25 protein-coding genes and 1 pseudogene are annotated in these 21,354 nt (G+C 40.9%); 5 read left to right on the forward strand and 21 right to left on the reverse strand.

The features are described from left to right. Nucleotides 1-7: 7 nt before the first annotated feature. From atpH to AC27EF_RS06480, 18 genes are all read right to left on the reverse strand, one after another. On the reverse strand, nucleotides 8-553 hold the full coding sequence (atpH, locus tag AC27EF_RS06395) for an ATP synthase F1 subunit delta (RefSeq protein ID WP_487109681.1): 546 nt from the start codon (nucleotides 551-553) through the stop codon (nucleotides 8-10). Continuing rightward, nucleotides 538-1,059 (reverse strand): F0F1 ATP synthase subunit B, encoded by a 522-nt coding sequence (gene atpF / locus AC27EF_RS06400; RefSeq protein WP_487109682.1) that lies wholly within the window; start codon nucleotides 1,057-1,059, stop codon nucleotides 538-540. The genes atpH and atpF overlap by 16 nt, the downstream gene beginning before the upstream one ends. Before the next feature lie 27 nt (nucleotides 1,060-1,086). Continuing rightward, nucleotides 1,087-1,350, reverse strand: coding sequence for an ATP synthase F0 subunit C (gene atpE, locus AC27EF_RS06405; protein ID WP_008394024.1), 264 nt, complete (start codon nucleotides 1,348-1,350; stop codon nucleotides 1,087-1,089). A 61-nt stretch (nucleotides 1,351-1,411) separates the two neighbouring features. After that, on the reverse strand, nucleotides 1,412-2,140 hold the full coding sequence (atpB, locus tag AC27EF_RS06410; protein ID WP_487109684.1) for a F0F1 ATP synthase subunit A: 729 nt from the start codon (nucleotides 2,138-2,140) through the stop codon (nucleotides 1,412-1,414). A gap of 15 nt (nucleotides 2,141-2,155) precedes the next feature. Then, entirely contained in the window at nucleotides 2,156-2,563 is a 408-nt protein-coding gene (locus AC27EF_RS06415) for an ATP synthase subunit I (RefSeq protein WP_487109685.1), read from the reverse strand. A gap of 1 nt (nucleotide 2,564) precedes the next feature. Then, nucleotides 2,565-2,789, reverse strand: a complete 225-nt coding sequence (locus AC27EF_RS06420) for an AtpZ/AtpI family protein (protein ID WP_487109687.1) — start codon at nucleotides 2,787-2,789, stop codon at nucleotides 2,565-2,567. 166 nt (nucleotides 2,790-2,955) lie between these two features. Then, nucleotides 2,956-3,804, reverse strand: coding sequence for a class II fructose-bisphosphate aldolase (locus tag AC27EF_RS06425; protein WP_487109688.1), 849 nt, complete (start codon nucleotides 3,802-3,804; stop codon nucleotides 2,956-2,958). 20 nt (nucleotides 3,805-3,824) lie between these two features. Then, the gene (pfkB, locus tag AC27EF_RS06430; protein WP_487109690.1) at nucleotides 3,825-4,754 is read right to left on the reverse strand and encodes a 1-phosphofructokinase; all 930 of its coding nucleotides are present in this window, start codon (nucleotides 4,752-4,754) and stop codon (nucleotides 3,825-3,827) included. A gap of 16 nt (nucleotides 4,755-4,770) precedes the next feature. Beyond that, complete coding sequence (locus AC27EF_RS06435; protein WP_487109691.1) at nucleotides 4,771-5,667, reverse strand: sugar phosphate isomerase/epimerase family protein; 897 nt, start codon at nucleotides 5,665-5,667, stop codon at nucleotides 4,771-4,773. Between the two features lie 31 nt (nucleotides 5,668-5,698). Then, nucleotides 5,699-6,238, reverse strand: coding sequence for a 6-phospho-3-hexuloisomerase (hxlB, locus tag AC27EF_RS06440; RefSeq protein WP_487109692.1), 540 nt, complete (start codon nucleotides 6,236-6,238; stop codon nucleotides 5,699-5,701). 53 nt (nucleotides 6,239-6,291) lie between these two features. Beyond that, nucleotides 6,292-7,044, reverse strand: a complete 753-nt coding sequence (locus tag AC27EF_RS06445; RefSeq protein ID WP_487109694.1) for an SDR family NAD(P)-dependent oxidoreductase — start codon at nucleotides 7,042-7,044, stop codon at nucleotides 6,292-6,294. Between the two features lie 13 nt (nucleotides 7,045-7,057). Further along, nucleotides 7,058-7,705, reverse strand: coding sequence for a ribulose-phosphate 3-epimerase (rpe, locus tag AC27EF_RS06450; protein WP_487109695.1), 648 nt, complete (start codon nucleotides 7,703-7,705; stop codon nucleotides 7,058-7,060). A 30-nt stretch (nucleotides 7,706-7,735) separates the two neighbouring features. Next, nucleotides 7,736-8,785: a galactitol-1-phosphate 5-dehydrogenase gene (locus AC27EF_RS06455; RefSeq protein ID WP_487109696.1), complete on the reverse strand. Its 1,050-nt coding sequence runs from the start codon at nucleotides 8,783-8,785 to the stop codon at nucleotides 7,736-7,738. Between the two features lie 32 nt (nucleotides 8,786-8,817). Continuing rightward, a complete protein-coding gene (locus tag AC27EF_RS06460) occupies nucleotides 8,818-9,117 on the reverse strand; it encodes a PTS sugar transporter subunit IIB (RefSeq protein WP_487109698.1) in 300 nt (99 codons plus the stop codon). A gap of 84 nt (nucleotides 9,118-9,201) precedes the next feature. Further along, complete coding sequence (locus tag AC27EF_RS06465; protein ID WP_487109699.1) at nucleotides 9,202-9,642, reverse strand: PTS sugar transporter subunit IIA; 441 nt, start codon at nucleotides 9,640-9,642, stop codon at nucleotides 9,202-9,204. A 14-nt stretch (nucleotides 9,643-9,656) separates the two neighbouring features. After that, nucleotides 9,657-10,922, reverse strand: coding sequence for a PTS transporter subunit IIC (locus AC27EF_RS06470; protein WP_487109700.1), 1,266 nt, complete (start codon nucleotides 10,920-10,922; stop codon nucleotides 9,657-9,659). 242 nt (nucleotides 10,923-11,164) lie between these two features. After that, entirely contained in the window at nucleotides 11,165-13,258 is a 2,094-nt protein-coding gene (locus tag AC27EF_RS06475; protein WP_487109701.1) for a BglG family transcription antiterminator, read from the reverse strand. A 1-nt stretch (nucleotide 13,259) separates the two neighbouring features. Continuing rightward, on the reverse strand, nucleotides 13,260-14,177 hold the full coding sequence (locus tag AC27EF_RS06480) for a LysR family transcriptional regulator (RefSeq protein ID WP_487109702.1): 918 nt from the start codon (nucleotides 14,175-14,177) through the stop codon (nucleotides 13,260-13,262). A 132-nt stretch (nucleotides 14,178-14,309) separates the two neighbouring features. Between AC27EF_RS06480 and AC27EF_RS06485 the strand changes: the two genes are divergently transcribed. Continuing rightward, nucleotides 14,310-14,987: a class II aldolase/adducin family protein gene (locus tag AC27EF_RS06485; RefSeq protein WP_487109703.1), complete on the forward strand. Its 678-nt coding sequence runs from the start codon at nucleotides 14,310-14,312 to the stop codon at nucleotides 14,985-14,987. Next, the gene (locus tag AC27EF_RS06490; RefSeq protein ID WP_487109704.1) at nucleotides 14,984-16,033 is read left to right on the forward strand and encodes a zinc-binding dehydrogenase; all 1,050 of its coding nucleotides are present in this window, start codon (nucleotides 14,984-14,986) and stop codon (nucleotides 16,031-16,033) included. Before AC27EF_RS06485 ends, AC27EF_RS06490 begins: the two co-directional genes overlap by 4 nt. Before the next feature lie 102 nt (nucleotides 16,034-16,135). On the opposite strand, the gene AC27EF_RS06495 is transcribed toward AC27EF_RS06490, so the two are convergent. The 3 genes and pseudogenes from AC27EF_RS06495 to AC27EF_RS06505 form a co-directional block, all read right to left on the reverse strand. Next, on the reverse strand, nucleotides 16,136-16,921 hold the full coding sequence (locus AC27EF_RS06495) for an IclR family transcriptional regulator (RefSeq protein ID WP_487109705.1): 786 nt from the start codon (nucleotides 16,919-16,921) through the stop codon (nucleotides 16,136-16,138). 227 nt (nucleotides 16,922-17,148) lie between these two features. Further along, nucleotides 17,149-17,291 (reverse strand): annotated as a pseudogene (locus tag AC27EF_RS06500) (group II intron reverse transcriptase/maturase); the annotation flags it as partial. A 169-nt stretch (nucleotides 17,292-17,460) separates the two neighbouring features. Further along, nucleotides 17,461-17,880, reverse strand: a complete 420-nt coding sequence (locus tag AC27EF_RS06505; protein WP_487109706.1) for a hotdog fold domain-containing protein — start codon at nucleotides 17,878-17,880, stop codon at nucleotides 17,461-17,463. 463 nt (nucleotides 17,881-18,343) lie between these two features. On the opposite strand from AC27EF_RS06505, the gene AC27EF_RS06510 reads away from it, so the two are divergent. Genes AC27EF_RS06510 through preA form a run of 3 tightly spaced genes read left to right on the forward strand, consistent with a single transcriptional unit; the run spans nucleotide 18,344 to nucleotide 21,340 of the window. Beyond that, nucleotides 18,344-18,802 carry a DUF1097 domain-containing protein gene (locus tag AC27EF_RS06510; protein ID WP_487109707.1) on the forward strand — a complete coding sequence of 153 codons (459 nt, stop codon included), beginning with the start codon at nucleotides 18,344-18,346 and terminating at the stop codon, nucleotides 18,800-18,802. Between the two features lie 56 nt (nucleotides 18,803-18,858). Then, nucleotides 18,859-20,067, forward strand: a complete 1,209-nt coding sequence (locus tag AC27EF_RS06515) for an FAD-dependent oxidoreductase (protein WP_487109709.1) — start codon at nucleotides 18,859-18,861, stop codon at nucleotides 20,065-20,067. A 16-nt stretch (nucleotides 20,068-20,083) separates the two neighbouring features. Further along, nucleotides 20,084-21,340: an NAD-dependent dihydropyrimidine dehydrogenase subunit PreA gene (preA, locus tag AC27EF_RS06520; protein WP_487109711.1), complete on the forward strand. Its 1,257-nt coding sequence runs from the start codon at nucleotides 20,084-20,086 to the stop codon at nucleotides 21,338-21,340. Nucleotides 21,341-21,354: the final 14 nt, after the last annotated feature.

Genomic DNA, 21,354 nt, shown 5'->3' on the forward strand with positions numbered 1-21,354 from the left:
CCTGTTCTTATAATTGAATTTGTGACAGATGTTTGCCCATGGCAGAAAGCTTTGTTCGTATAGAATCATCCACAACCCGGTCATCCATTCTTAAAATTAATCCGCCAATCATCTTTTCATCTATCTCATAAGTAACCTCTAACACTTCATAATCTGAAGATTCGAGTACTTTTTTTTGAATTTTTTCTTTTTGCTCTTCATTTAAAGGAAGCGCCGAGATCACCAAAAGATCCCCGATTTTCAAAAGTTTTTTTAATTTATGAGCTGCATAATCAAAAATTCCCTTTAACTCATTGCTGCGTCCCTTTTTAATGATAATCATTAAAAAACCTGTCAGATCGTCGGAAACCCGACCTTTTAAAATTCTTTCCACGGTTTTTATTTTCTCATCTCTGGTGATCCGGGGATGACAAAGAAATTCGATCAATTCCTGATCTGAATCCAATATACTTTGTAATACCCTCACCTCCTTTAAAGCTTCACGGAGGCGACACTCCTCTGCCTTTACGGAAACATATGCATCTCCATAGATTTTACTTACTCTTGAAGCCATATCTTATCACCCATTTCCTGTAAGGTCTGATCCACAAAAGCATTTTGCTGATCTGCATCTATTTCTTTTGAAACAAATTTCCCGGCCATTAAAACCGCCATTTCGATCATCTCCTGCTTCATCTGATCCTTCGCTTTTGCTTTCTGAAGCTCTGCCTCACGCTGTGCATTCAAAATAATTCTTGCAGCTTCTTCCTTTGCTTTTGCCACAATATCTTCTTCTCTCTTAAGAGCCTTCTTTCTTGCCTGCGTCAAAACCGCATCTGCTTCTTTTTCCACATTTTTTAATTTTTGATCATATTCAGTCTTTAACTTTGCAGCCTGCTCCTGATCGGAAGCAGCTTGCTCAAGCTCCTTTGCAATTCTGTTCCTGCGTTCTTCCAATATCTTACGCACCGGTTCAAACAGAATATAAGAAAGCAATGCAAACATAAGAAACACTGCAATCCCCTGCATAAGCACGTCAAAGCCAAGCTGAATATCCAATCCAAATATTCTTCCGTCCACGCCTTGGCCTCCCTTCGGCTTGTTTCTTTAAAGTTTTGCAAACAATGGATTTGCATATAACAGAATCAAACCAATAACCAATCCGTAAAGACCCGTTGTCTCTGCAACTGCCTGACCAAGCAGCATGGTAGATGTAATATCTCCCTTTGCACCCGGATTGCGTCCTACAGCAGCAGCTCCCTGTCCTGCCGCATAACCTTGTCCGACACCCGGTCCGATACCGGCAATCAATGCCAATCCTGCTCCAATGGCAGAGCAACCTAAAACAAATGCCTCACTTGAAATATTCATCATATCTTCCTCCTGAATTATAAAACACAATATGTTATGAAAAGTTCCTTAAATCTGTTTCCTATGCTTCCCTCTTATCGGTAATAAATGTCATCGTCAGCATCGCAAACACAAACGTCTGAATTGCTCCTGAGAACAAATCAAAATAAATATGCAAAAACGCCGGAATTCCCAGCTTCGCAAACAGCGGCAGCAATCCATACCACAATGCCATCATAATCGTTCCTGCCATAATATTTCCAAACAAACGCAATGACATCGACAACGGTGTTGCGAATTCCCCGATGACATTGATTGGAAATAAAATCGGAATCGGCTTAAATAAATCTGTAAATACCTGAAGCTTGCTTGTTTTGAACGCACTGTACTGAATCAAAACAAACGTTATCAGCGCAAGTGCAAGCGTGGTTCCGTAATCTGCTGTCGGTGGGCGCAACCCAAACAGCCCGGAAGTATTTGCAAAAAAGATGAACACCATAATGGTTCCGATGTAATTTACAAAAGGTCTCCAGTGCCTTCCCATATTTCCCTGAACCAGATGATCCAAAGCTTCTACAATCATTTCCACAAAATTTTGCAGCCCCTTAGGTTTCTCGCTCCCATGAAGAACCGCATGTCTGGCAATCAACGCCAAGATCAGAATAAATACCATAACGATGAGCGTTGTCACATGCGTCGTTGTGATCCACACCTCATGTCCGAAAAACTTCAGCGGTATCAATCCATGCACCATGAAATCCACATCATTTCCGGATGCGGCCAGTATCATCGGCGCCTTATAACATTCCATGGCATAACCTCCTCTCTATGATTTTTTTAAGATTCTGCTGGTAATGCAGCTGTGAATCGGCTTCTGAAGAAATGCAGAAAACTTACTGCTCAGTACGCCAATCAATGTTGCAATAAACGCTGTAAAACTTAGCTTTATCGTAACAAATAAAATGATCAGCAATGCAAAATATCGGATCAGTGCAAATTTTACCATATAACGGCTGGCATGATTTGAATTCATCTCTACCGCTTTCTTAATATTGACAAACATCATAGATATGGTCAAAATCCCAAGAAAAGTTCCAAAAATCGCTCCTGCCAGATACCAAAAACTTCCCCTTGTAATTATCATACCCAAAATTGCAGATATCACTCCACACAGAAGAATTCCGATTACCAAATCCAAATACGTCTCATCCAGCTGTCTTAATTTTTCTCTCATCTTATTCCTCCGGGTCATCATTCTTCATCATATGTTTTACCAGTGTATAAACACCTCTGATTCCACCTAAAATTCCTAAAATCAAGAATGGAAGAACCAGATTTGTGGAAAATGTTTTATCTATCCACAATCCTAGAAACATACATAAAAAAGTTGAAGTCAGCATCGTTATCCCAATCTGAGTAATCAGAGACAACATCCGAACTACCGGACCGTACTTATGCATCCTAACATCCTCCGTCCTTACAAAATCTTCACGCCTATTATATCATTATTTCTGAATAACCACCACTGAATTTTGCTTTTTATCATTATTTTCATAAAAGAAACAGATCGAGAATCTATCTTAAGACTCTCGACCTGCTTCGTGCGTAATATCCCACAACACTTAACTAAGCTTTCCCAACGCTTCCGCAGACTTTTATTTTACCCATTACATAGCGTTTTACTTCATCTCTTCCTGACGCACTGTATTTTTTCGGATCAATAACTGTAGGATGATCAGACAGCGTCTGATTCACACCCTTTGTAAATGCAATCCGAAGATCTGTGGCATAATTTACTTTACAAATCCCCCGTTTGATACATTCTATGACTGCTTCATCTGCAACCCCGCTGGTTCCGTGCAACACCAGAGGAATATCCACAGCTTCCCGAATTTTTCTTAACACGTCGTATTGAAGCTTCGGTTCTCCTTTATATATTCCGTGTGCCGTTCCGATACCTACCGCAAGAGAATCAATTCCTGTTCTTTCTACAAATTCTTTTGCTTCCTGCGGATCTGTGTAAGGATTATTTTCACCGCCATCTAAATCATCTTCTTTTCCACCGACCTTTCCAAGTTCTGCTTCCACAGGAACTTTTGCCGGGCGGCAGGCATCTGCTACTGCCTTACTGACCGCAATATTATTTTCAAACGATTCATGAGAACCGTCAATCATAATCGAAGTATAACCGACTCGAAATGCCTGCATTGCCAATTCAAAACTGTTTCCATGGTCCAAATGCATTACCACCGGAACAGAAACTCTCTCGGCTGCTGCTTTTACATTCGCCAGATAGTAATCCAATCCTGCGTATTTTACTGTCGATGGCGTGGTCTGCATAATCACCGGCGACTGTAATTCCTCAGCCGCCTCTACTACTGCCTGTACCATTTCCATATTTTCTACATTAAATGCACCAACAGCATATCCCCCTGCCTGTGCCTTCATTAAGATCTCTTTTGATGTTACCAACATGGCTTTGTCCTTTCCTCGTTTTATAACTTGATAATTTCAACCTTTTTTCTGATTTCTTCTATCTTTTCTGCCTCAAAATTTCCTGTGTTTGGTGAAAGTGCATTGGCGGATGCAACAGCAACTGCATACTCTAAGGCTTCTTCCGGCTCCATTTTTCGTTCAAAAGCTGCCGCAAAAGCTCCTACCATGGAATCTCCGCACCCTACGGTGTTCACAACTTCCATCTTCGGAGGTTTTCCCTGATAAATTCCTTTTTCGCAGACCAGCAATGCGCCGTCGCCTCCAAGCGAAATCACAACATATGGAATTCCTTTTTGATAAATTTTTTTGGCATAATCTATGACTTCTCTGCGATGATGGATTTGAGTATGAAAAAGCAGCTCAATCTCATCTTGATTTGGTTTTACCATCGTAGGCAAGGCTTTCACCCCATGCTCCAGACATTCTCCACTGGTGTCCAAAATTACTTGCTTTCCCTGTTCCTTTATAATATGAATCATCCTTTGATAAACATCTTTGCTCATTCCAACCGGAACACTCCCTGAAATCGTCACGACATCACTTTCTTTGATCATCTCCGGAAAGCTTTTTAAAAAAGATATTTCCTCCGATTCTGTGACTTCACAACCTTCCTCCAGATATTCCGTAGAACCGTATCCCGGATCCAAAATATTAATGCAGCTTCTTGTTTCTCCGCTAATGTGTTTAAACTCATAAGGAATGCCATCCTCATGAAGCAGTGCTTCTAAATATTTCCCATTATATCCGCCTACAAGACCGGTGGCTTTTACCTTTGACCCACAGATTCTTGCGGCTCTTGCCACATTTAATCCTTTTCCTCCGGCACTGTTGCAGGTTTTCGCCACACGCATCACCGTACCATTTTCAATTTTCTGTGTCATATGATAAGCCTTGTCAATGGAAGCATTTAATGTTACTGTTGTAATCACGTTTTATCCTCCCATTTTACAGTCTTTTGAAATATGCCGCCCCTGCAGCAGCGTCTTGCGTTAATCCCTCGATATCTGTTCCATCTTTCATGGTTCTCCAGAGAGAAACACTTTTGGCACTTGCAGAGGTATCCAAAACAAACGGTTCCATAACCAGCGGTCCATCATAACCGATTTCATGAATTGTCTTTGCAATAGCTTCCCAATCAATGTTCGTCCTTTTCTCTCCATTTGGAATTTTGCGATTGCTTTCCCCAATATGCAGATATCCTAAATATCCTTTTTCATACGCTGTACGAATTGCATCCGGAATATAATCTTCTTCAATATTCATATGAAATGTATCCAGCAATAATTTGCAAAAATTATTGCTAATGGCCTCACAGATGGCAATGCCCTCTGCCGCCGTATTGGCTGTATACTGTTCAAAACGATTTACAATCTCCAGGCAAAGAATCACTCCGACTTTCTCGGCATGCTTTGCTACTTTTTTCAATCCGGAAATTGCATTGGCAGTCCGTATTCTCTTGATCTCTGCAATATTGTCTCCATCCGGTCGTGTATTCCACAATCCATACGGAATCCCTGAGAAATATTTTGCACCCATTTCTACACAAAGATCCAGCATGTGACACAAATGTTTCACACCGGCCTCCTGAGACTTTTTGTTTGGACTGGAAACATCTCTTTCCAGTCTCAGTCCGGTTCCGTTAATTGTAATCGTCAATCCTGCATCCTCAATATATTTCCGAAGTTTTCTTCGCTCTTCTTCTGTTAGTGAAACAAAATCCCCTGCCTTTAATTCAATGGTATCCATCTTTGCCTTTTTTGTAAGATCTACCATCTGATAAATATCCAGTTCAGGCATCGTTCCACTCCAATAAGCTGTTTGTAATCCGATATGATTCCGCATAATATTCTCTCCTTTTATATATCTTCCTTGTTTATTCCAGACTTGCATGGCGGTGTGCCATATCATCATTGCTTCCTTCCTGTTCCTGGCTCATCTCCAAAATTACCGTATCAAAAACAATCAAGAGCATCTGTTCAAATAAACTTCCCAGCGGCTGTATGCTCGCTTCTGAATTGGAAAACTTTGTTGCAGATTCAATCACAATATCCGGTGTCTGAATCCTTCCCAAGCTGGATTCCGGGTCGGATGAAATCACAACCAGATCCACTCCCTGTCTGACTGCTGATCCCGCTGTCATTACAACGCTTCCTGTTTCTCCGGAAGCAGAAGCTACAATCAAAAGATCTCCTTTTCCCACTGATGGAGTCGTTGTTTCTCCAACAACATAAGACTCCAATCCAATCTGCATCAAACGCATCGCCAAAGCTTTCAGCATTAAACCGGAGCGACCGGTTCCATAGACAAAAATTCTTCTGTGAGCTTTGATTTGCTGAATCATATCTGTAATTTTCTGTTCTTCTATTGCTTTTACGGAAGTTTCCAATTCCCTTATAATTGTCAGAGCCTGCATTTTCTATCTCCCTTCGATCTTATATAGTTATCGTTCATCCTTTGCTGCTTCTATTAAGCGATGGTCCTTCCTCCATCCAACAAAATAGTCTGGCCCTGAATATAAGAATTTTCGGGATCCGCAAGAAAGACTGCAAGATTCGCAACATCCTGAACTGTTCCGAAGCGGCGAACCGGAATTTTTTCCAATACCGCATCCAATGCCTCCTGTGTTGGATAATTTACTCTCATCATTTCTCCTGTATCAATAAGCCTTGGTGCAATGGCATTAACATTCACACCTTTCGGACCAAGTTCTTTCGCAAGACCTCGGATTAAACCTTCCCCTCCAGCTTTCGATGCAGGATAGGACACGCCTCCGCCGGTTCCGCTTAATGCTGATCCGGAACTTACATAGACAATCGAACCCTGATTGGTAAGAAAGTCATTGTAAAATGCCTTTACTGTTGTAAAAAGACCTGTCAGATTGATACTCAGTGTTTTATTCCATTCATCCATCGTAATATCCGCAACCTTGTTTTTGAAAGCAACGCCTGCATTTAATACAAGAGTGTCAATTCTTCCAAACACTTCAAACACCTTTTCTCTTACAGTCAGCATTGCCTGTGCATCGGAAACATCTGCCTGCACAAATAAGGATTTTGAATATTCTTTTCTAAACTCGTCCGCTGTTTTCTGTCCCGTCTCTGCATTGTAATCAACAATTACCGTATTGGCACCCTGCTGCGCAAACTGAAGAGCAATCTGCTTTCCGATTCCATGTCCGGCTCCTGTTACCAGCACTACTTTTCCATCAAATTTTCCCATTTTCTTATCTCCTCTATAATTCCGCTCTTAACAAAGCAATCTTCTCTGTAATATTTCCTTTAAATACATATCCGCCGGATACAAACACATTGGCTCCTGCCTTTTTACATGCCGCAATATTCGTATTGTCAATTCCGCCATCCACTTCCAGATCAATCGAGCGATTTCCAATCATCTCTCGAACATTTTTAATTTTCTCCAGAAGATCTTCATGGAATCCCGGTCCTGCTTCTCCCGGATGAATGGTCATCAATAAGATCATGTCGATTTTATCTAAAACATATTTCAGAGACTCTTCACAGGTCGCGGGACTTAATACAACACCGGCCTTTAACCCGCGGCTCTTAATTCTTTCAATACAACTGTAAAGTCTCGCCGTAGACTCCTGATGAATGGTAATAATATCCGCTCCCGCATCCATCACTGCATCCAAAATTCTTTCTGGTTTTTCCACCATTAAATGCACATCCAGTGGCAATTTCGTTATCCTCTTCAACATCCGAACATGATCCGGTCCGAATGCCATTTTCTCTACAAAATGTCCATCCATCACATCTACATGGAGCATCTCTGCGTTGTTTTCTTCTAAGATTCGTAATTGTTCCCTTAAATTTCCAATATCGGCGCCAAAAACAGATGGAGCCAGCTTCATTTCTCTCATAATTTACCTCTTTCCCATGCTTCAATTCTTCTATGCTTCACTGTCAATCAAAATCTTGCCTTTGACTGCTCCGCGGGTTTTAAACAGTTCAAATCCTTCTGCAATTTCAGAAAGAGGGAGTTTCTTATCAATCAATGCATCTTCCCCTTTTAACTGTCCCGTAGCAAAATAATGTGCTACACAGTCCCACTCATGTCCCGGAAACGGAGCAGAGTAAGATAGCCATGATCCGGTCAGAGTAAATTCTTTACGATTCATGTTCTCCCATTCTTCTACAGAAAAGACAAGCTCCCTGGTCGGCTTTCCGATGTAACAAATTCCCGCTTTGTTTGCCGCCAATTCAAATGCCATTTTCATGGTAATTGTGCTTCCTGCTGTCTCGTAAATATAGTCATATCCTTTTCCATCTGTCAATTCCATTGCTTTTTGCATAAAACCTTCTTTCAAGGTATTCACGCCATCCGCCGCACCCATCTTCTTTGCCAGTTCAATTTTATCATCGTCAATATCAAACACGATTGTTTTGGCCGCTCCAAAAATATTTGCCCACTGCATCACCAGAAGTCCGATGGTTCCTCCTCCCAGAATGGCTACCGTTTTTCCGCCTTCATAAGGCAGACATTCCAGACCATGAAGCGCCACTGCGGCAGGCTCAAACAGCGCCCCCTGCTCAAAGGATACGCTATTTTCAAAAGGAACGACATTTTGCTCCGGAACACAAATATATTCTGCAAAACTCCCTGACTGTCTGGTTCCGATAAAACTGTAATTTTTACAAAGTGCGTAGTTACCCTTCATACAGTCTTCGCATTTCATGCATGGAATCAGGGGTGCGCCGGCAACGCGCTGCCCTTTCCTGACCTTCGTCACTCCCTCGCCCACCATTTCCACAGTACCGGAGAACTCATGTCCAAGGATAATTGGGTAAAAATGCGCTCCGTCACCATTGACTCTTGGTACATCTGAGCCACATATTCCGGAATATTTCACTTTCACCAGGACTTCTCCTGCTTTTGGAATCGGAGTTTGCACTTCCTCATATTGTATAGTTTCTTTCCCTTGTAAAACTGCTGCCTTCATCTGTGAACACCCAATCCTTTCTTTCCTCTGTTTTACTTTTCTGCAATTTTTTTCAATAATTCTGCAACTTTCTTTTTGGTTCCTTCCTTGTTGATTCCGGAAACCAGTCCGAAAACACTTAAATGCGGTTTTTCCAAAGGATTTCGATAGTTCGCAGTGGTAAATACCACATCCACATCTTTTTGCTTTAAAGGAACTTCTGAGATCGTTCCTTTCATCAGTCTGATTTTTACTCCCGCACTCTCTGCAACTGCTTTAATCTCTTCCTGTGCGATCGTTGATGTTGCCACGCCGCTTCCGCATGCTACCAATACTTTTACTTCCTTTGCCATTTTTTTCTCCTTTTCTTTTTTCCAAACAAAATGAAACCTTATCAGGTGGCACAGGACATTTGCCTGTGCCATAAAGATATATTTTTACCCCAACTGTTCCTCCAGATAAGCAATTGTTTCTTCCTCTGAAAGATTTCTGCATTTCAACAAAATCTCTGCATCATTCAAGAATTCCATCATTTTCTGAAGCACACCCAAGTGTTCATTTGGGTCTTTAATTGCTAAGTTAAAAATCATATCCGTTTGTACTTCTTCTGTATCGTCATCCAGTCTTCGAAAGGTAACCGGATCGTCCAATTTCAAAAAACATATGGCATTTTGCACAATACCATCTGATTTTGCATGAGGAATTGCTGTCGGAATCTCTGTGGGAAGACCTGTAGGAAAATCTTTTTCACGTTCCACACAGCACTCTGCAAATTCTTTCCCGACAACACCGGCTTCATACAGAGCTTTTCCGCATAATCGGATTGCCTCTTCACTATTTGCGGCTTTCCCTCGAATCACCAAATATTTTGTTTTCATGCAATACCTCCTTTTTATCCGATCATCATCATAATTTTATGAATAAATGATACAAGCAAATTCCCTGGATTCCATCCAAAATGAGATGCTGTTACCGTTCCTTCAAAATTCACATTTGTGACAGCCATCATTTGTGTTGCCTCCGGAATAAACATATTGGCAAAGAATAAGGTAAGATACATTAAAACTACCATACCAATCAGAGATCTTACCAAATTCCCTTTGCTGGCTAACACAACCATTGGTGTCAGATAACAAATCTCCGCCAGAAGACTTAACGGGAAAAATCTCATTCCCGGCACAAGAAATACCAGAAGAATTGTAACCGGAATCATAATCGCAGTACATGTAATACATGCCGGATCTCCCAATCCCAATGCAATATCCATACCAATGTAAATATCCGCATCATCTCCAACTTTCTTATGCATATAATCGTTTGCTGACTGCCCTAAAGGAGAAAGTCCTTCCATCATAATGGATACCATTCTTGGGATTAATACCATTGCCGCCGCAATTCCCATCGCCATCGTAAGAATTTCTGACGGAGCCTGTTTTGTAAGCAATCCCAGGAACACTCCCGCAAAAATTCCAATCACGGCCGGATCTCCAAAAATTCCCAGCTTCTCTCCCAGCTTACTCATATCAACATCTAATTTATTCAACCCCGGAATTTTATCAACGATTTTATTCAGCAACCAGGCGATCGGATAAGCCCATGCCACAAAGCAAAGACACGTACATGTGGTTCCTTCCAGACCGAAGAATTCTTCCCATGATTTTGCCACCCACTGTCCGCAAAACAGAACCACAATGCCGCATGCCAACGCTACAAAGAACCCGACCACAGCATTTCCTGATAACGCATAGGCAAGAGCTCCAGGCACAAGAAAATGCATAAAATTCCAAATATCAACATTAAGAACTTTTGTAATTTTTAACCGAACCAGAAGCAGGTTAATTAAAATAATTGCCGGAATAACCAATACTGCAAAAGGTGTTGTCCATGATGCAGCTCCCAATGCCGCAAATCCAATTTCCAATGTATCATAACCAGAACCCAGTTTTTCATAATATTGCATTGCAGGTGTTACAGATTCAATAAGCAAATTAACGGCTAAAACAAGTCCTTGAAAACCAATTCCTACTAGCAAACCCGCTTTAATCGCTCTGCCGATTTTCATTCCGAAAAAGATGCCCAAAATTGCAATAACAAACGGCAGTAAAACACTGGCTCCCATGTTTACAAACCCCTGAAAGAATTTCAATAAAATTTCCATATTTACCTCAACTTTCTGCTTTGATTTTATCTTTACGCTGCCGAGATCACTGACTAGTCCTATGTATCTCCTCTTTACATCTCTTATGGTAGCATACGAACTTTACAAAAAACAGTGAAAGGTCTTTCTTGTTTTGGGAAATGATTTTGCTTAATTGAATCTGTTTCTGTAAAAGGAAATAAAATAAATCAGTCAAATTCATTTCCCAAATCGGAAATAGATTTGACTGATCTTTCTTTTTTCTAAACAATGCTGTATTCATATTTTGTAATAATTTTTGCAATCTCTTCAGCACTTTTTGCTTCTCGAAGAAGCACCCTGTAATCCTCATTTTTTAGCATATTAACCAGATGAAAAAATGCCTTTAAATAGCTTTTATGATCCACAACACTCAGACAGCATACAAACTCGATAGGATCCAGTTCTTCAATTCCAAACGGCACCGGATTCTTCAAACGGATCAGCGACATTCCCAGACGAATTCCGCCCTCTTCTACCTTTGCATGAGGCATAGCAAAGCCTTGAGACAATACGACATAAGGTCCATGTTCTAGAATACTGTTGATCATAGCATCGACATATCTTTGTTCAATATATCCCTTTTCCTCCAGAATCTCTCCTGACTTTCTCACTGCCTCCTTCCAGCCTTCACATTCCACATCCACCTGAATGTTTTCCTCCCTCAGAAGATGATGCAGATACGGAGATATAATATTGGCATCATTTTCCACCGACTGCTTAAAATAATTACGAATCACACCTCGAAGTTCTTTCATCACGATCTTTGCCTGCTCATGCGGCGTTACCATTTCATAAACAATCGGATCAATCTTATCAATCAATCCCCTTGCATTTAAATGTTCCTCTTCTGTTCCGTCCAAAAGATTTTTACTGTTTCTCAACGTCTCCACCCGATTTCCGACTCGAATGTAATCTGTATCGTTAAACGCAGCCGATACTACGATATACTCCAGCGCACAGCTTTCCAACGGCACTGTGGAAATGACGAAATCCGCGGAATCCGGTTTCAGATTCATCGCCTGATGAGCCGAGATCACATCAACAATCTGAAATTGAAAATGATTTTTTAATTTCTCCAACAACAACATTGAGGTTCCGATTCCTGCATGACAGGCAACAATCACACGAAAGGAAATCTCTTTGTTTCTTTTTCTTTCCAATGCCGCACATACATGAATGGCAATGTATTTAATCTCTATATCTGTTAATTTTCGATTAGTAAATTTATAAATAACCGGCATCTGATCCACAACAACATCCAGCACCTCCTGATTATCCTCCAGTACCTCCTCTATGAAATCTGCCTCCTGATATTCCATGGGCGGAGCCGAAAAGATCGATTCCAAATGGTTGGACAAATTTTCAAAAAAATCATAATCCATATTCAGATTCACTCCAAGTTCTCCGGAAACACCGGAAATATATTCTCTTGTCACCATTTGAATCACTACCGTGTTTTTATGAAAGGATTCACTTTTTATGTAGCGCATCCGATCTAAAAAACCACTAAGACTTCTGATATCATCTTCACTGATTGTGATGTTGCAGTATTGCGATATATATTTCAGAATATCCAGCGCAAACATATAATTTTCACTGTCCTTATCTGTTTGTGATTCTAGAAATTCGCCCTGCTGATTACGGTTTATCATAATTCTTAAAAATAGAGTAATTTCCCGAAAGGACTGATCTGATAAATGCTTTTTATATCTTTCCTCCTGTTCCGATAAGATCTTCTGTATGATATTTTGGTCTCCGGCCTGTACATTGACATATTCTGCCACCACACTCTTCTGATTTTCATACGTGCAAATAGACGGGCTTAAGAGGCGAAACAGAAATTTTCTCTTATCACTTTCTGCTCCCTCAATTAACAGCCCTTTGTTTGCATGGGAAGAGACGTCTAAATTTCCCTGACGGATAAATTCTTTAATCTTCTTTAAATCATTGATTATCGTCGCTCTGCTGACCAACAGACAATCCGCAATCGTTGCTAACGTGATATATCCTGTGGAATTTACAATCATAGCCGCCGCAATTTGTTTTCGTTCTTCTTTTGACAATTTGTAAGTATTTAAATTACCTTCAATCAATACCGAAAGAGAGTTCTCGAAATTTTCCGGTATTTTTATTTTCCCTCCACTTTTTATTACAATTTCTTTTTTCTTGTTCTCCTTTAAGACTCCGTTAATCTCCTTTAAATCATTCCGAATCGTTTTCTGAGAAACCTGAAAATATTCTGCAAACCCTGAAACTGTAATTTCATCCTTCTCTTTACTTAACAACTGTACAATTTTTGTACTGCGTTGGTTCATTTTAAAATACCTCCGATTTCTCTTTGCTCAGCGAAAATATCTGATTGTATTCCAGTATATAATTAAAAAATTCCTCCGCTGCTTCTCCTAACACCCGATTCTTCCGCATTGCAAGATAAGTGGATCTTTTTAGCTTCATCTTCGGCATATTCAAAAAACGGACTCCTTCTTCCAGCGGAGTATCATTTTTTGCAATAAACGCCCACCCAAGACCACAGGATACAAAATTCTGCATTTCCTCTGAAGATGTACGATATCGAATATCCGGATAAATTTCGTAATCCCGGAAGAATCCTAAAATTTTTCGATCCATAGAAGACCCTTCTGTATAAGAAATTCCCGGTTCCATCAGCAGATCTTCCGGTTCCACATGATCTAATCCAAACAGAGGATCATTGGCTCCTGCAATCAAGCCCACCGGATGTTCCATCAACGGAATCATCTGAATAGATTCGTCCTTCTTATCACTCTCGGAACAAAAGCCAAAATCTATTTTTTCCTCTTTCAAATCTCTGAGAATTCCTGCAGTAGACACAGAATAAGCTTCAATATTAATGTTTCGTTCCCGGTTTCTTTCAAAAAAGCTTTGAATCAAATTGGGAATATAACCCTGGGGCAACGGTCTTGTATAAGCGAACTTAATGTTTCCTTTATATCGCATGTAAATATGATGTACAGAACGTTCTGCCTTTTGTGATGTTTCAACTACTTCCTTTGCATAGGGCAAAAATTCTTTCCCTTCCTTTGTCAACATCAGTACCCTTCCCTTTTTCTCAAAAAGTGAAAATCCCAGTTCATCTTCCAGCTTCCGAATTGCCTGCGAAAGACTGGGCTGCGCAATCAAAAGCTCCTTTGCTGCCTGCGTCAAATGCCCCCTTTCCGCTACCCGTACAAAATATGTTAACTGTAATAATGTCATAACGCCTCCTATTCATAGGTAAAACCTTTGTTTTACTCTCATAAATAGTATTATACATTATGTTCTTTTTCTTGTACACTACAAATATCAGCTGATATCACATGAAAATCATAAATTGAAAGGAAGCTAAAAATGCCGGAAAAGAATGATGAACGAAAAAAAGAAATTGTATTTTACGGAAAACTCTTAGACCAGAAAGGTCTTGTAAATACATTGGAAGGAAATCTCTCGATTTTGGATCGTCAATCCCAGACAATGTATATTACCCCCTCCGGAACCAGAAAACTGTTTTTAACGGAAGAAAATATTGCTGTTGTAAAAAACGGAAAACAAATCGAAGGAAACAAAAAAGCCTCCAGTGAAATTCTGCTTCATCAGGCAGCGTTAAAAGCTCGTCCGGACTGCAATGCCGCTGCCCATATTCATGCTCCGTATTTGACTGCCTATGCTTACTGCGGCAAAGAGATTAAACTTCAATGTTCTACTACCTTTTCTCTCGTTTTTGAAGAAATTCCCTGTTTGCCGTACGGCATGCCCGGAACCATTCATATTGCCGATGGCATTGAGGAGGCAATCAAAGAGCATGATTTGATCCTCCTTGGGAACCATGGGTGTATCGCTGTTGGAAAGACTTTAGAAGATGCCGTTAAAATCATAGAAGCGGCAGAAGAGGTTCTGAAAATTTATCACTTGACCAAAGATATTGGAGAGGTAAAAAACATCTCGAATGCAGATCTGGAGAATTTATATACAAATCATCCCGGAAGCAGAAGGAATCGTTTTCAAAAAGAAAGGAGCATCGTACTATGAAAGCAGCGCTTATGTATGGCCCAAATGATATTCGGGTCGAAGAAATTGACAAACCAAAATGCCCGGAAGGAGGCTTCCTTTTAAAGGTGATGGCTGTCGGTCTGTGCGGTTCTGATATCCGTAATCTCACTACAGACTCCAAATCAGGAAACTACCCTCATATTTATGGTCATGAAATTACCGGAATTGTTGAGGAAGTCTCAGAAACCTGTCTGCAGTATAAGATCGGGGACCGCCTTTATATTTATCCCGCAGACCACTGCATGGAATGTGAACCGTGCAGAACCGGCCATAGTGAAATGTGCGAAAATCCCGGTGACAATTTAAATCACCCCGGCGGCTTTGCAGATTACTATGCCGTTGTTCCCCGTCAGATCCAGAGGGATTCCATTTATCGAATTCCCGACACGATTCCTTTCGATCGGGCTTCCCTTGGAGAACCATTGTCTTCGGTATATGCCTGCCAAGAAAATATTCATCTGGGATTCGGAGATACCGTTGTGATTATCGGCGCCGGTCCCATCGGATGCTTTCACGCAAAGCTGGCAAAACTGCGGGGCGCAAAGCAGGTCATTATGATTGAAATTAACGATAGACGTCTGGAAATGGCAAAACAATTTGGAGTCGACCATACAATCAACAGTACAGACACTGATCCTGTACAAGCAGTCATGGAACTGACAAACGGCAAAGGGGCTGATAAGGTAATCTCTGCAAACCCATCTACAAAAGCACAGTCTCAATCTATTTTCATGGCAAAAAAAACTGGTATCGTCGTATTTTTCGGCGGTGTTGCCAAAGGCACCCTGACGGAACTGGATACCAATTACATTCACTATAACGGACTTTGGATTTACGGACATTTCGGGGCAAACAGCATGCAGGTTCAAAAAGCTTTTGAACTGGCAATTTCCGATGAATTTGAAGCTGACAAATTCATTACCCATGTCCTTCCCTTAGATCAGATTCATCAGGCAATCCAACTGACAAAATCCGGGGAAGCCATCAAAGTCGTCCTCCATCCGAATACCGAAGAAAAGGAATAAAATGCAGACCTTGCTTCACTTTTCGCGCCGCAGATAGTGCCCCAGAGGGTATCGTTTTGGGGCACCCTGATCGTGTACGTCCTCCCAAAGAGTATTGTTCTTTTATGCTTCATATCCCAATTCTTTTGATATCTTCAGTGCGGTTTCTTCCAATTCTGCCAATACAAATTTCCTTTTTTGATCGTTCATCCGAAACGTCGGAATACTGGCGCTGACTGCAGCAACAATCTGTCCCGTATAATTGCGTATTGGCCGCGCTAAACAGTACATCCCAATCCAATATTCCTCATTGTTTACACCATAACCTTGATTTCGCACAATTTCAGTCTCATGAATTAATTCACTGACTGTCGTAATCGTATGGGGCGTATAGGTGGGAAGCTTTTCTTTTTCATCAAACAGAGCATAGATCTCTTCTGAAGAGTATTCACTGATCATCACTTTTCCAAGGGCAGTTGCATGAATGGACTCATATTCTCCAGGTCCGATATAAGTATTCATCCCACTGTTGGTATGCTCCATCTTGGAAATAATAATCGTCTCCTTCCCTTTGATTGTGCCATAATCAATTGTCTCATTGACCTTTTTCCCAAGTTCCAGAAGATGCGTGCGGTCAATATTAAATAACTGATTTTGTGCTGGGACCGCCTGACCAATCTTATACAGCTCCCATCCAAGCCGATACCGATTTGTCTCAGAACTTTTTTCAATGTATCCATAATACTGCAAAGTATCCAGCAGACGATGGACTGTACTTTTTCCCAAGCCGGAAGCCTCACTTAACTCACTGATGCCGGCTCCCAGATTTCCGGTATGTTTGGCAAGATAATTTAACAATTCCAATGCCTTCATAAGAGTCTGCACCGGATATTTCGGTTCCTGCGGCATATTCTCTCTCCTTTCATCTGATTCTATTATTTTCTTAATTTTAATATTATAACATTTTTCTTACCTAAAACGAACCCTTTAAAACTATTCTCAAAAACCATGTGCAGACCTGTTGCTTCATCGGTATCATTGAATGTACCAGGAAAGTGAAAGTTTCCTAATATGTCAGGAGAATCGAGTAGGAGAAAATTTCTCTGGCTGAGAAATTTTCGACTTCTCACACCATTATAAGCCGTTGAGTATGCTAACTTCTTGTATACTCCTAGCTTTATTAAATTCTTCGCACGATTCTGTGGAGTTTTCAGTGTTTCCATATACACATGCGTAATCGAAATCTTATATTACTGTCAAGCGTGGCACATAGCGTCCTTCATATTCCACCTCACAGTGGATACCCTTGCTGTTCGGCTATACATTTCCCACTACCTGAGTATGTTCGGGACTTACACCCATTAGAGCGCGCCCATGGCGCGCAAACTAAAAATACCCGATTTCCAACAGGAGAACCGGGTATTTCTTAGGAGTATTATGACAACAATTTAACGTTCAAATTTAGGGTCCTGGCATCCTCTCTGGAATTCCTTCTTAACAACCAAAGTTCCAGTTGCACGGCCACATAAAACTGGCTCTTTGAGAACGTCCGCAGCTGATTCTGCTAATTTCGGATCCCTAGGAAGTGTAATATATTTATATGCTTCAAATTTGCAGGTTAAAGAAGTATTGCCTGCCTTCTCAATCCATCCAGTGTACTCCATAAAGTCTCCGGAATATACCGGCGCTGTGAATTCCACATCTTTATATCCTACAAATAAACTCTCATCTCCGTGAAGACGAATTGCCAGCTCTGTTCCTACATCTCCCCAAAAGTCTAAAATATGGGATCCATTCACCAGGTCTCCTGCGTAATGTGCTTCTCCTGCAGACATCCGAACTCTCAATGTAACTTTTTCTCCGATCATAGTATTATCCTCCTTGATCATCATAATTTTGTTCTGTTATTCAGAATCAATTTCTATATGGTTGCTTTGTATTGTGATCGTATCACCGCATTGTATTTTTGTCAATACATTTTTTGAAATTTTCTATTTTTTATTATTTTATTCTATTATATGGAATATATGATTCCATAACTTTTTTTCCATCCGCAAACTTTCCATTTGGTGGAAGGTTTGTTTTCGTTATTTTTTATAGTTTTAGACGTCAATTCATGCTCTTTATCGTCATTTTAACCATAAATTGTCTATAGTTTATCAATCAATTTCCAATTTTTAGAATTAAACACAATATATAACTGGTAGCATGTTTTCTTTTTTTCACATAATTTTTAACGTTTTCAGAAAATTACACCTTTACATTCCATCGCATGTATCCCTTAAAATACAATTATAGTCAAACGTGAGAAAACACAGAAAGGAGTTTCATATGAGCGTAATTATGGCAAATGCACTGGGTACCGGTATTTTCTGCGGAATCTGGCAAGGTCTTGGAACAATTCTGGGCCTGGTTACCTGGATGGGATTCGTCGGCTGCACTTCCTACTTTTCTGCCGGAGGCGGCAAAACCGGGTTTCTTAAATCCATTTGCAGCAACTATGTAGGCGTCTTGTGGGGAATGTGTATTATTCTTTCCGGCAATATCAATGGCAGCCTTCTGTTCAGCGCTGTGGTGACCGGTTTCTTTTCCTGGGTAATCTGCTATCAATCTAAGATTGATCTTTTGTCATTAGTTCCAAACACTTTCATGGGAGGCTTTTCCGCCTTTGCCAGCGGTGGAAACTGGAAAATGCTTTGCATCTGCCTTATTTTAGGAAATATTCTCGGTGTATGCTGTGACTATTCCGGAAGATTCTTAGCAGACAAATTTGGCAAAGCCGATGCATGACTTTCAAGGTCTGCAACCTATTAAACAAATCTTTGAAAAAGGAGTGTGAAACAAACATGAGTAAAGTAATTAAAAAAGCTTATGCAGAAGAAATGAAACAGGGCTATAATTTAAGAACAGCCACCGAAGAAGCATCCCGATGCCTTCTATGTCATGATGCACCGTGCAGTAAAAGCTGCCCCGCAAAAACAGATCCTGCAAAATTTATCCGTTCTCTGCGTTTCCGCAATGTAAAGGGCGCTGCTGAAACCATCCGCGAAAATAATCCTCTGGGCGGATGCTGCGCAGAAGTCTGTCCATACGGTCAGCTGTGTGAACAGGCATGCAGCCGTACCGGAATCGACAAACCAATCGAAATCGGAAAAATCCAGAAATTCCTTGTGGAGGAAGAAAGAAAACAAAATATGGAATTTCTCCATGCGGAAGAAAGCCGTCCTGAAAAGATTGCATGCGTCGGTGCAGGACCTGCTTCTCTTGCTTGTGCCAGACAGCTGGCTCTCTTAGGATTCCAGGTTACAATATTTGAAGCTTTTGAAAAAGCAGGCGGAGTTCTCACTTATGGAATCCTGCCTTCCAGACTTCCTCAGGAAGTGGTAGATTTTGATATTCAAACCATTGAAAAATTAGGTGTTACGTTTAAATTTAATGAAAAAATTGATGCTGCAAGACTTGAAACTTTAAAATCTGAATATGATGCTGTATTTGTCGGAACAGGACTTTGGCAATCTAAGATCATCGACATTCCTGGCAAAGACTTGGACGGTGTCACAAGCGCTATTGATTTCCTGAAAGACGCTCGGCTCAACCGGGAACAGATGACTCTGGGTGATACTGTCCTTGTAATCGGAGGCGGAGATGTTGCAATGGACTGTGTTACAACCGCAAAACAGCTGGGCGCCAAAGCAACCATTGTTTATCGCAGAACCATTGAGGAAGCTCCGGCAGACATTGACGAAGTAAGCTCTGTACAGAGTATGGGAATCCCAATCATTCAGGAATTCGCTCCTGCTGAAATTCTCGGTGAAAACGGTCATGTAACTGCAATGAAATTTCATGGACGCGATAACGAATCATCTCTTACCATGAAAGCAGATCAGGTGGTGTTCGCTATTGGTCAGACTGCAGACGACAGTACCAAAGATATCAAAGCCGGCGAAAATGTATTTACCGGAGGCGATATGACAAATGGCGGTCAGACTGTGGTCCAGGCTGTTGCTGAAGGAAAAGACGCCGCTGAAAATATTGCCGCATACCTGAACAAATAGAAAGGAGGCATTGATTATGTCATTAAAAAAAGATTTATCCATTGACTTTTTAGGAGTAAAATGTGAAAACCCGTTCTTCCTCTCTTCTTCCCCGGTAGGAAGTAACTATGAAATGTGCGCAAAGGCCCTGGAAGCAGGATGGGGTGGAATTTATTATAAAACCATCGGTATTTTTATTCCGAATGAGTGCTCTCCTCGTTTCGATATCACTGCCAAAGAAGGAACTCCTTGGATCGGTTTTAAAAACATGGAGCAAATTTCCGATAAACCATTGGAAGTCAACCTGGAATATATGCGCCGCTTAAAACAAGATTATCCAAACAAGGTGATTGTTGCCAGCATTATGGGAAGTAATGAAGAAGAGTGGAAAACACTTGCCAAGGCAGTTACTGAAGCCGGTGTTGATATGATTGAATGTAATTTCTCCTGTCCGCAGATGACCTCTTCTGCCATGGGATCTGACGTAGGTCAAAATCCTGAGTTGGTGAAATCCTATTGCGAAGCTGTGACCAGTGCAACCAACCTTCCGGTTATTGCAAAAATGACTCCGAATATTGGAAATATGGAAATTCCAGCGATTGCAGCTATGCAGGGCGGGGCTTCCGGTATTGCGGCTATTAATACAGTCAAAGCTATTACAAACATTGATATCGAAAACATGACAGCAATGCCTGTTGTTAACGGAAAATCCTCTATTTCCGGATATTCCGGAGCCGCGGTCAAACCAATTGCACTTCGTTTTATTACTCAAATGAAGCAGCATCCGGAACTGGCAAATGTACCGATCACCGGAATCGGAGGAATTGAAACATGGAGAGACGCTTTAGAATTTCTTCTGGTAGGTTCTTCCAACATTCAGGTCACAACCTCTGTTATGCAGTATGGATACCGTATTGTCGAAGATATGATCAGCGGGATGTCCCATTTTATGGAAGATAATGGAATTGAGAAGCTCTCTGATCTGGTTGGAATCGCTCTTCCGAATATTATCCCTGCAGAGGATATTGACCGAAGCTTTAAGCTCCTTCCTAAATTTGATAACGACGCATGTGTCGGATGCGGCAGATGTTATGTATCTTGTTTCGACGGCGGTCATCAGGCAATCGACTGGGATGAAGAAACAAGAAAACCAACCCTGAACGAAGACAAATGTGTGGGCTGTCATCTATGTTTGAATGTCTGTCCGGTTATGGACTGCATTACTCCTGGCAAAGTCATTATAAAACCTGGGGAAAAAGAGCATGAAATTAAGATGAAAACCAAATATGAATAATCAATCGATGAAGG

Source organism: Anaerostipes stercorihominis, assembly GCF_057535655.1.

Bases quoted from the DNA above. Each gene is read 5' to 3' on its own strand.
- atpH (WP_487109681.1), bottom strand. From the start codon at position 553: ATGGCTTCAAGAGTAAGTAAAATCTATGGAGATGCATATGTTTCCGTA.
- atpE (WP_008394024.1), bottom strand. From the start codon at position 1,350: ATGAATATTTCAAGTGAGGCATTTGTTTTAGGTTGCTCTGCCATTGGA.
- atpB (WP_487109684.1), bottom strand. From the start codon at position 2,140: ATGGAATGTTATAAGGCGCCGATGATACTGGCCGCATCCGGAAATGAT.
- AC27EF_RS06415 (WP_487109685.1), bottom strand. From the start codon at position 2,563: ATGAGAGAAAAATTAAGACAGCTGGATGAGACGTATTTGGATTTGGTA.
- AC27EF_RS06420 (WP_487109687.1), bottom strand. From the start codon at position 2,789: ATGCATAAGTACGGTCCGGTAGTTCGGATGTTGTCTCTGATTACTCAG.
- AC27EF_RS06425 (WP_487109688.1), bottom strand. From the start codon at position 3,804: ATGTTGGTAACATCAAAAGAGATCTTAATGAAGGCACAGGCAGGGGGA.
- AC27EF_RS06435 (WP_487109691.1), bottom strand. From the start codon at position 5,667: ATGCGGAATCATATCGGATTACAAACAGCTTATTGGAGTGGAACGATG.
- hxlB (WP_487109692.1), bottom strand. From the start codon at position 6,238: ATGCAGGCTCTGACAATTATAAGGGAATTGGAAACTTCCGTAAAAGCA.
- AC27EF_RS06445 (WP_487109694.1), bottom strand. From the start codon at position 7,044: ATGGGAAAATTTGATGGAAAAGTAGTGCTGGTAACAGGAGCCGGACAT.
- rpe (WP_487109695.1), bottom strand. From the start codon at position 7,705: ATGAGAGAAATGAAGCTGGCTCCATCTGTTTTTGGCGCCGATATTGGA.
- AC27EF_RS06455 (WP_487109696.1), bottom strand. From the start codon at position 8,785: ATGAAGGCAGCAGTTTTACAAGGGAAAGAAACTATACAATATGAGGAA.
- AC27EF_RS06460 (WP_487109698.1), bottom strand. From the start codon at position 9,117: ATGGCAAAGGAAGTAAAAGTATTGGTAGCATGCGGAAGCGGCGTGGCA.
- AC27EF_RS06465 (WP_487109699.1), bottom strand. From the start codon at position 9,642: ATGAAAACAAAATATTTGGTGATTCGAGGGAAAGCCGCAAATAGTGAA.
- AC27EF_RS06470 (WP_487109700.1), bottom strand. From the start codon at position 10,922: ATGGAAATTTTATTGAAATTCTTTCAGGGGTTTGTAAACATGGGAGCC.
- AC27EF_RS06475 (WP_487109701.1), bottom strand. From the start codon at position 13,258: ATGAACCAACGCAGTACAAAAATTGTACAGTTGTTAAGTAAAGAGAAG.
- AC27EF_RS06480 (WP_487109702.1), bottom strand. From the start codon at position 14,177: ATGACATTATTACAGTTAACATATTTTGTACGGGTAGCGGAAAGGGGG.
- AC27EF_RS06485 (WP_487109703.1), top strand. From the start codon at position 14,310: ATGCCGGAAAAGAATGATGAACGAAAAAAAGAAATTGTATTTTACGGA.
- AC27EF_RS06490 (WP_487109704.1), top strand. From the start codon at position 14,984: ATGAAAGCAGCGCTTATGTATGGCCCAAATGATATTCGGGTCGAAGAA.
- AC27EF_RS06495 (WP_487109705.1), bottom strand. From the start codon at position 16,921: ATGCCGCAGGAACCGAAATATCCGGTGCAGACTCTTATGAAGGCATTG.
- AC27EF_RS06505 (WP_487109706.1), bottom strand. From the start codon at position 17,880: ATGATCGGAGAAAAAGTTACATTGAGAGTTCGGATGTCTGCAGGAGAA.
- AC27EF_RS06510 (WP_487109707.1), top strand. From the start codon at position 18,344: ATGAGCGTAATTATGGCAAATGCACTGGGTACCGGTATTTTCTGCGGA.
- AC27EF_RS06515 (WP_487109709.1), top strand. From the start codon at position 18,859: ATGAGTAAAGTAATTAAAAAAGCTTATGCAGAAGAAATGAAACAGGGC.
- preA (WP_487109711.1), top strand. From the start codon at position 20,084: ATGTCATTAAAAAAAGATTTATCCATTGACTTTTTAGGAGTAAAATGT.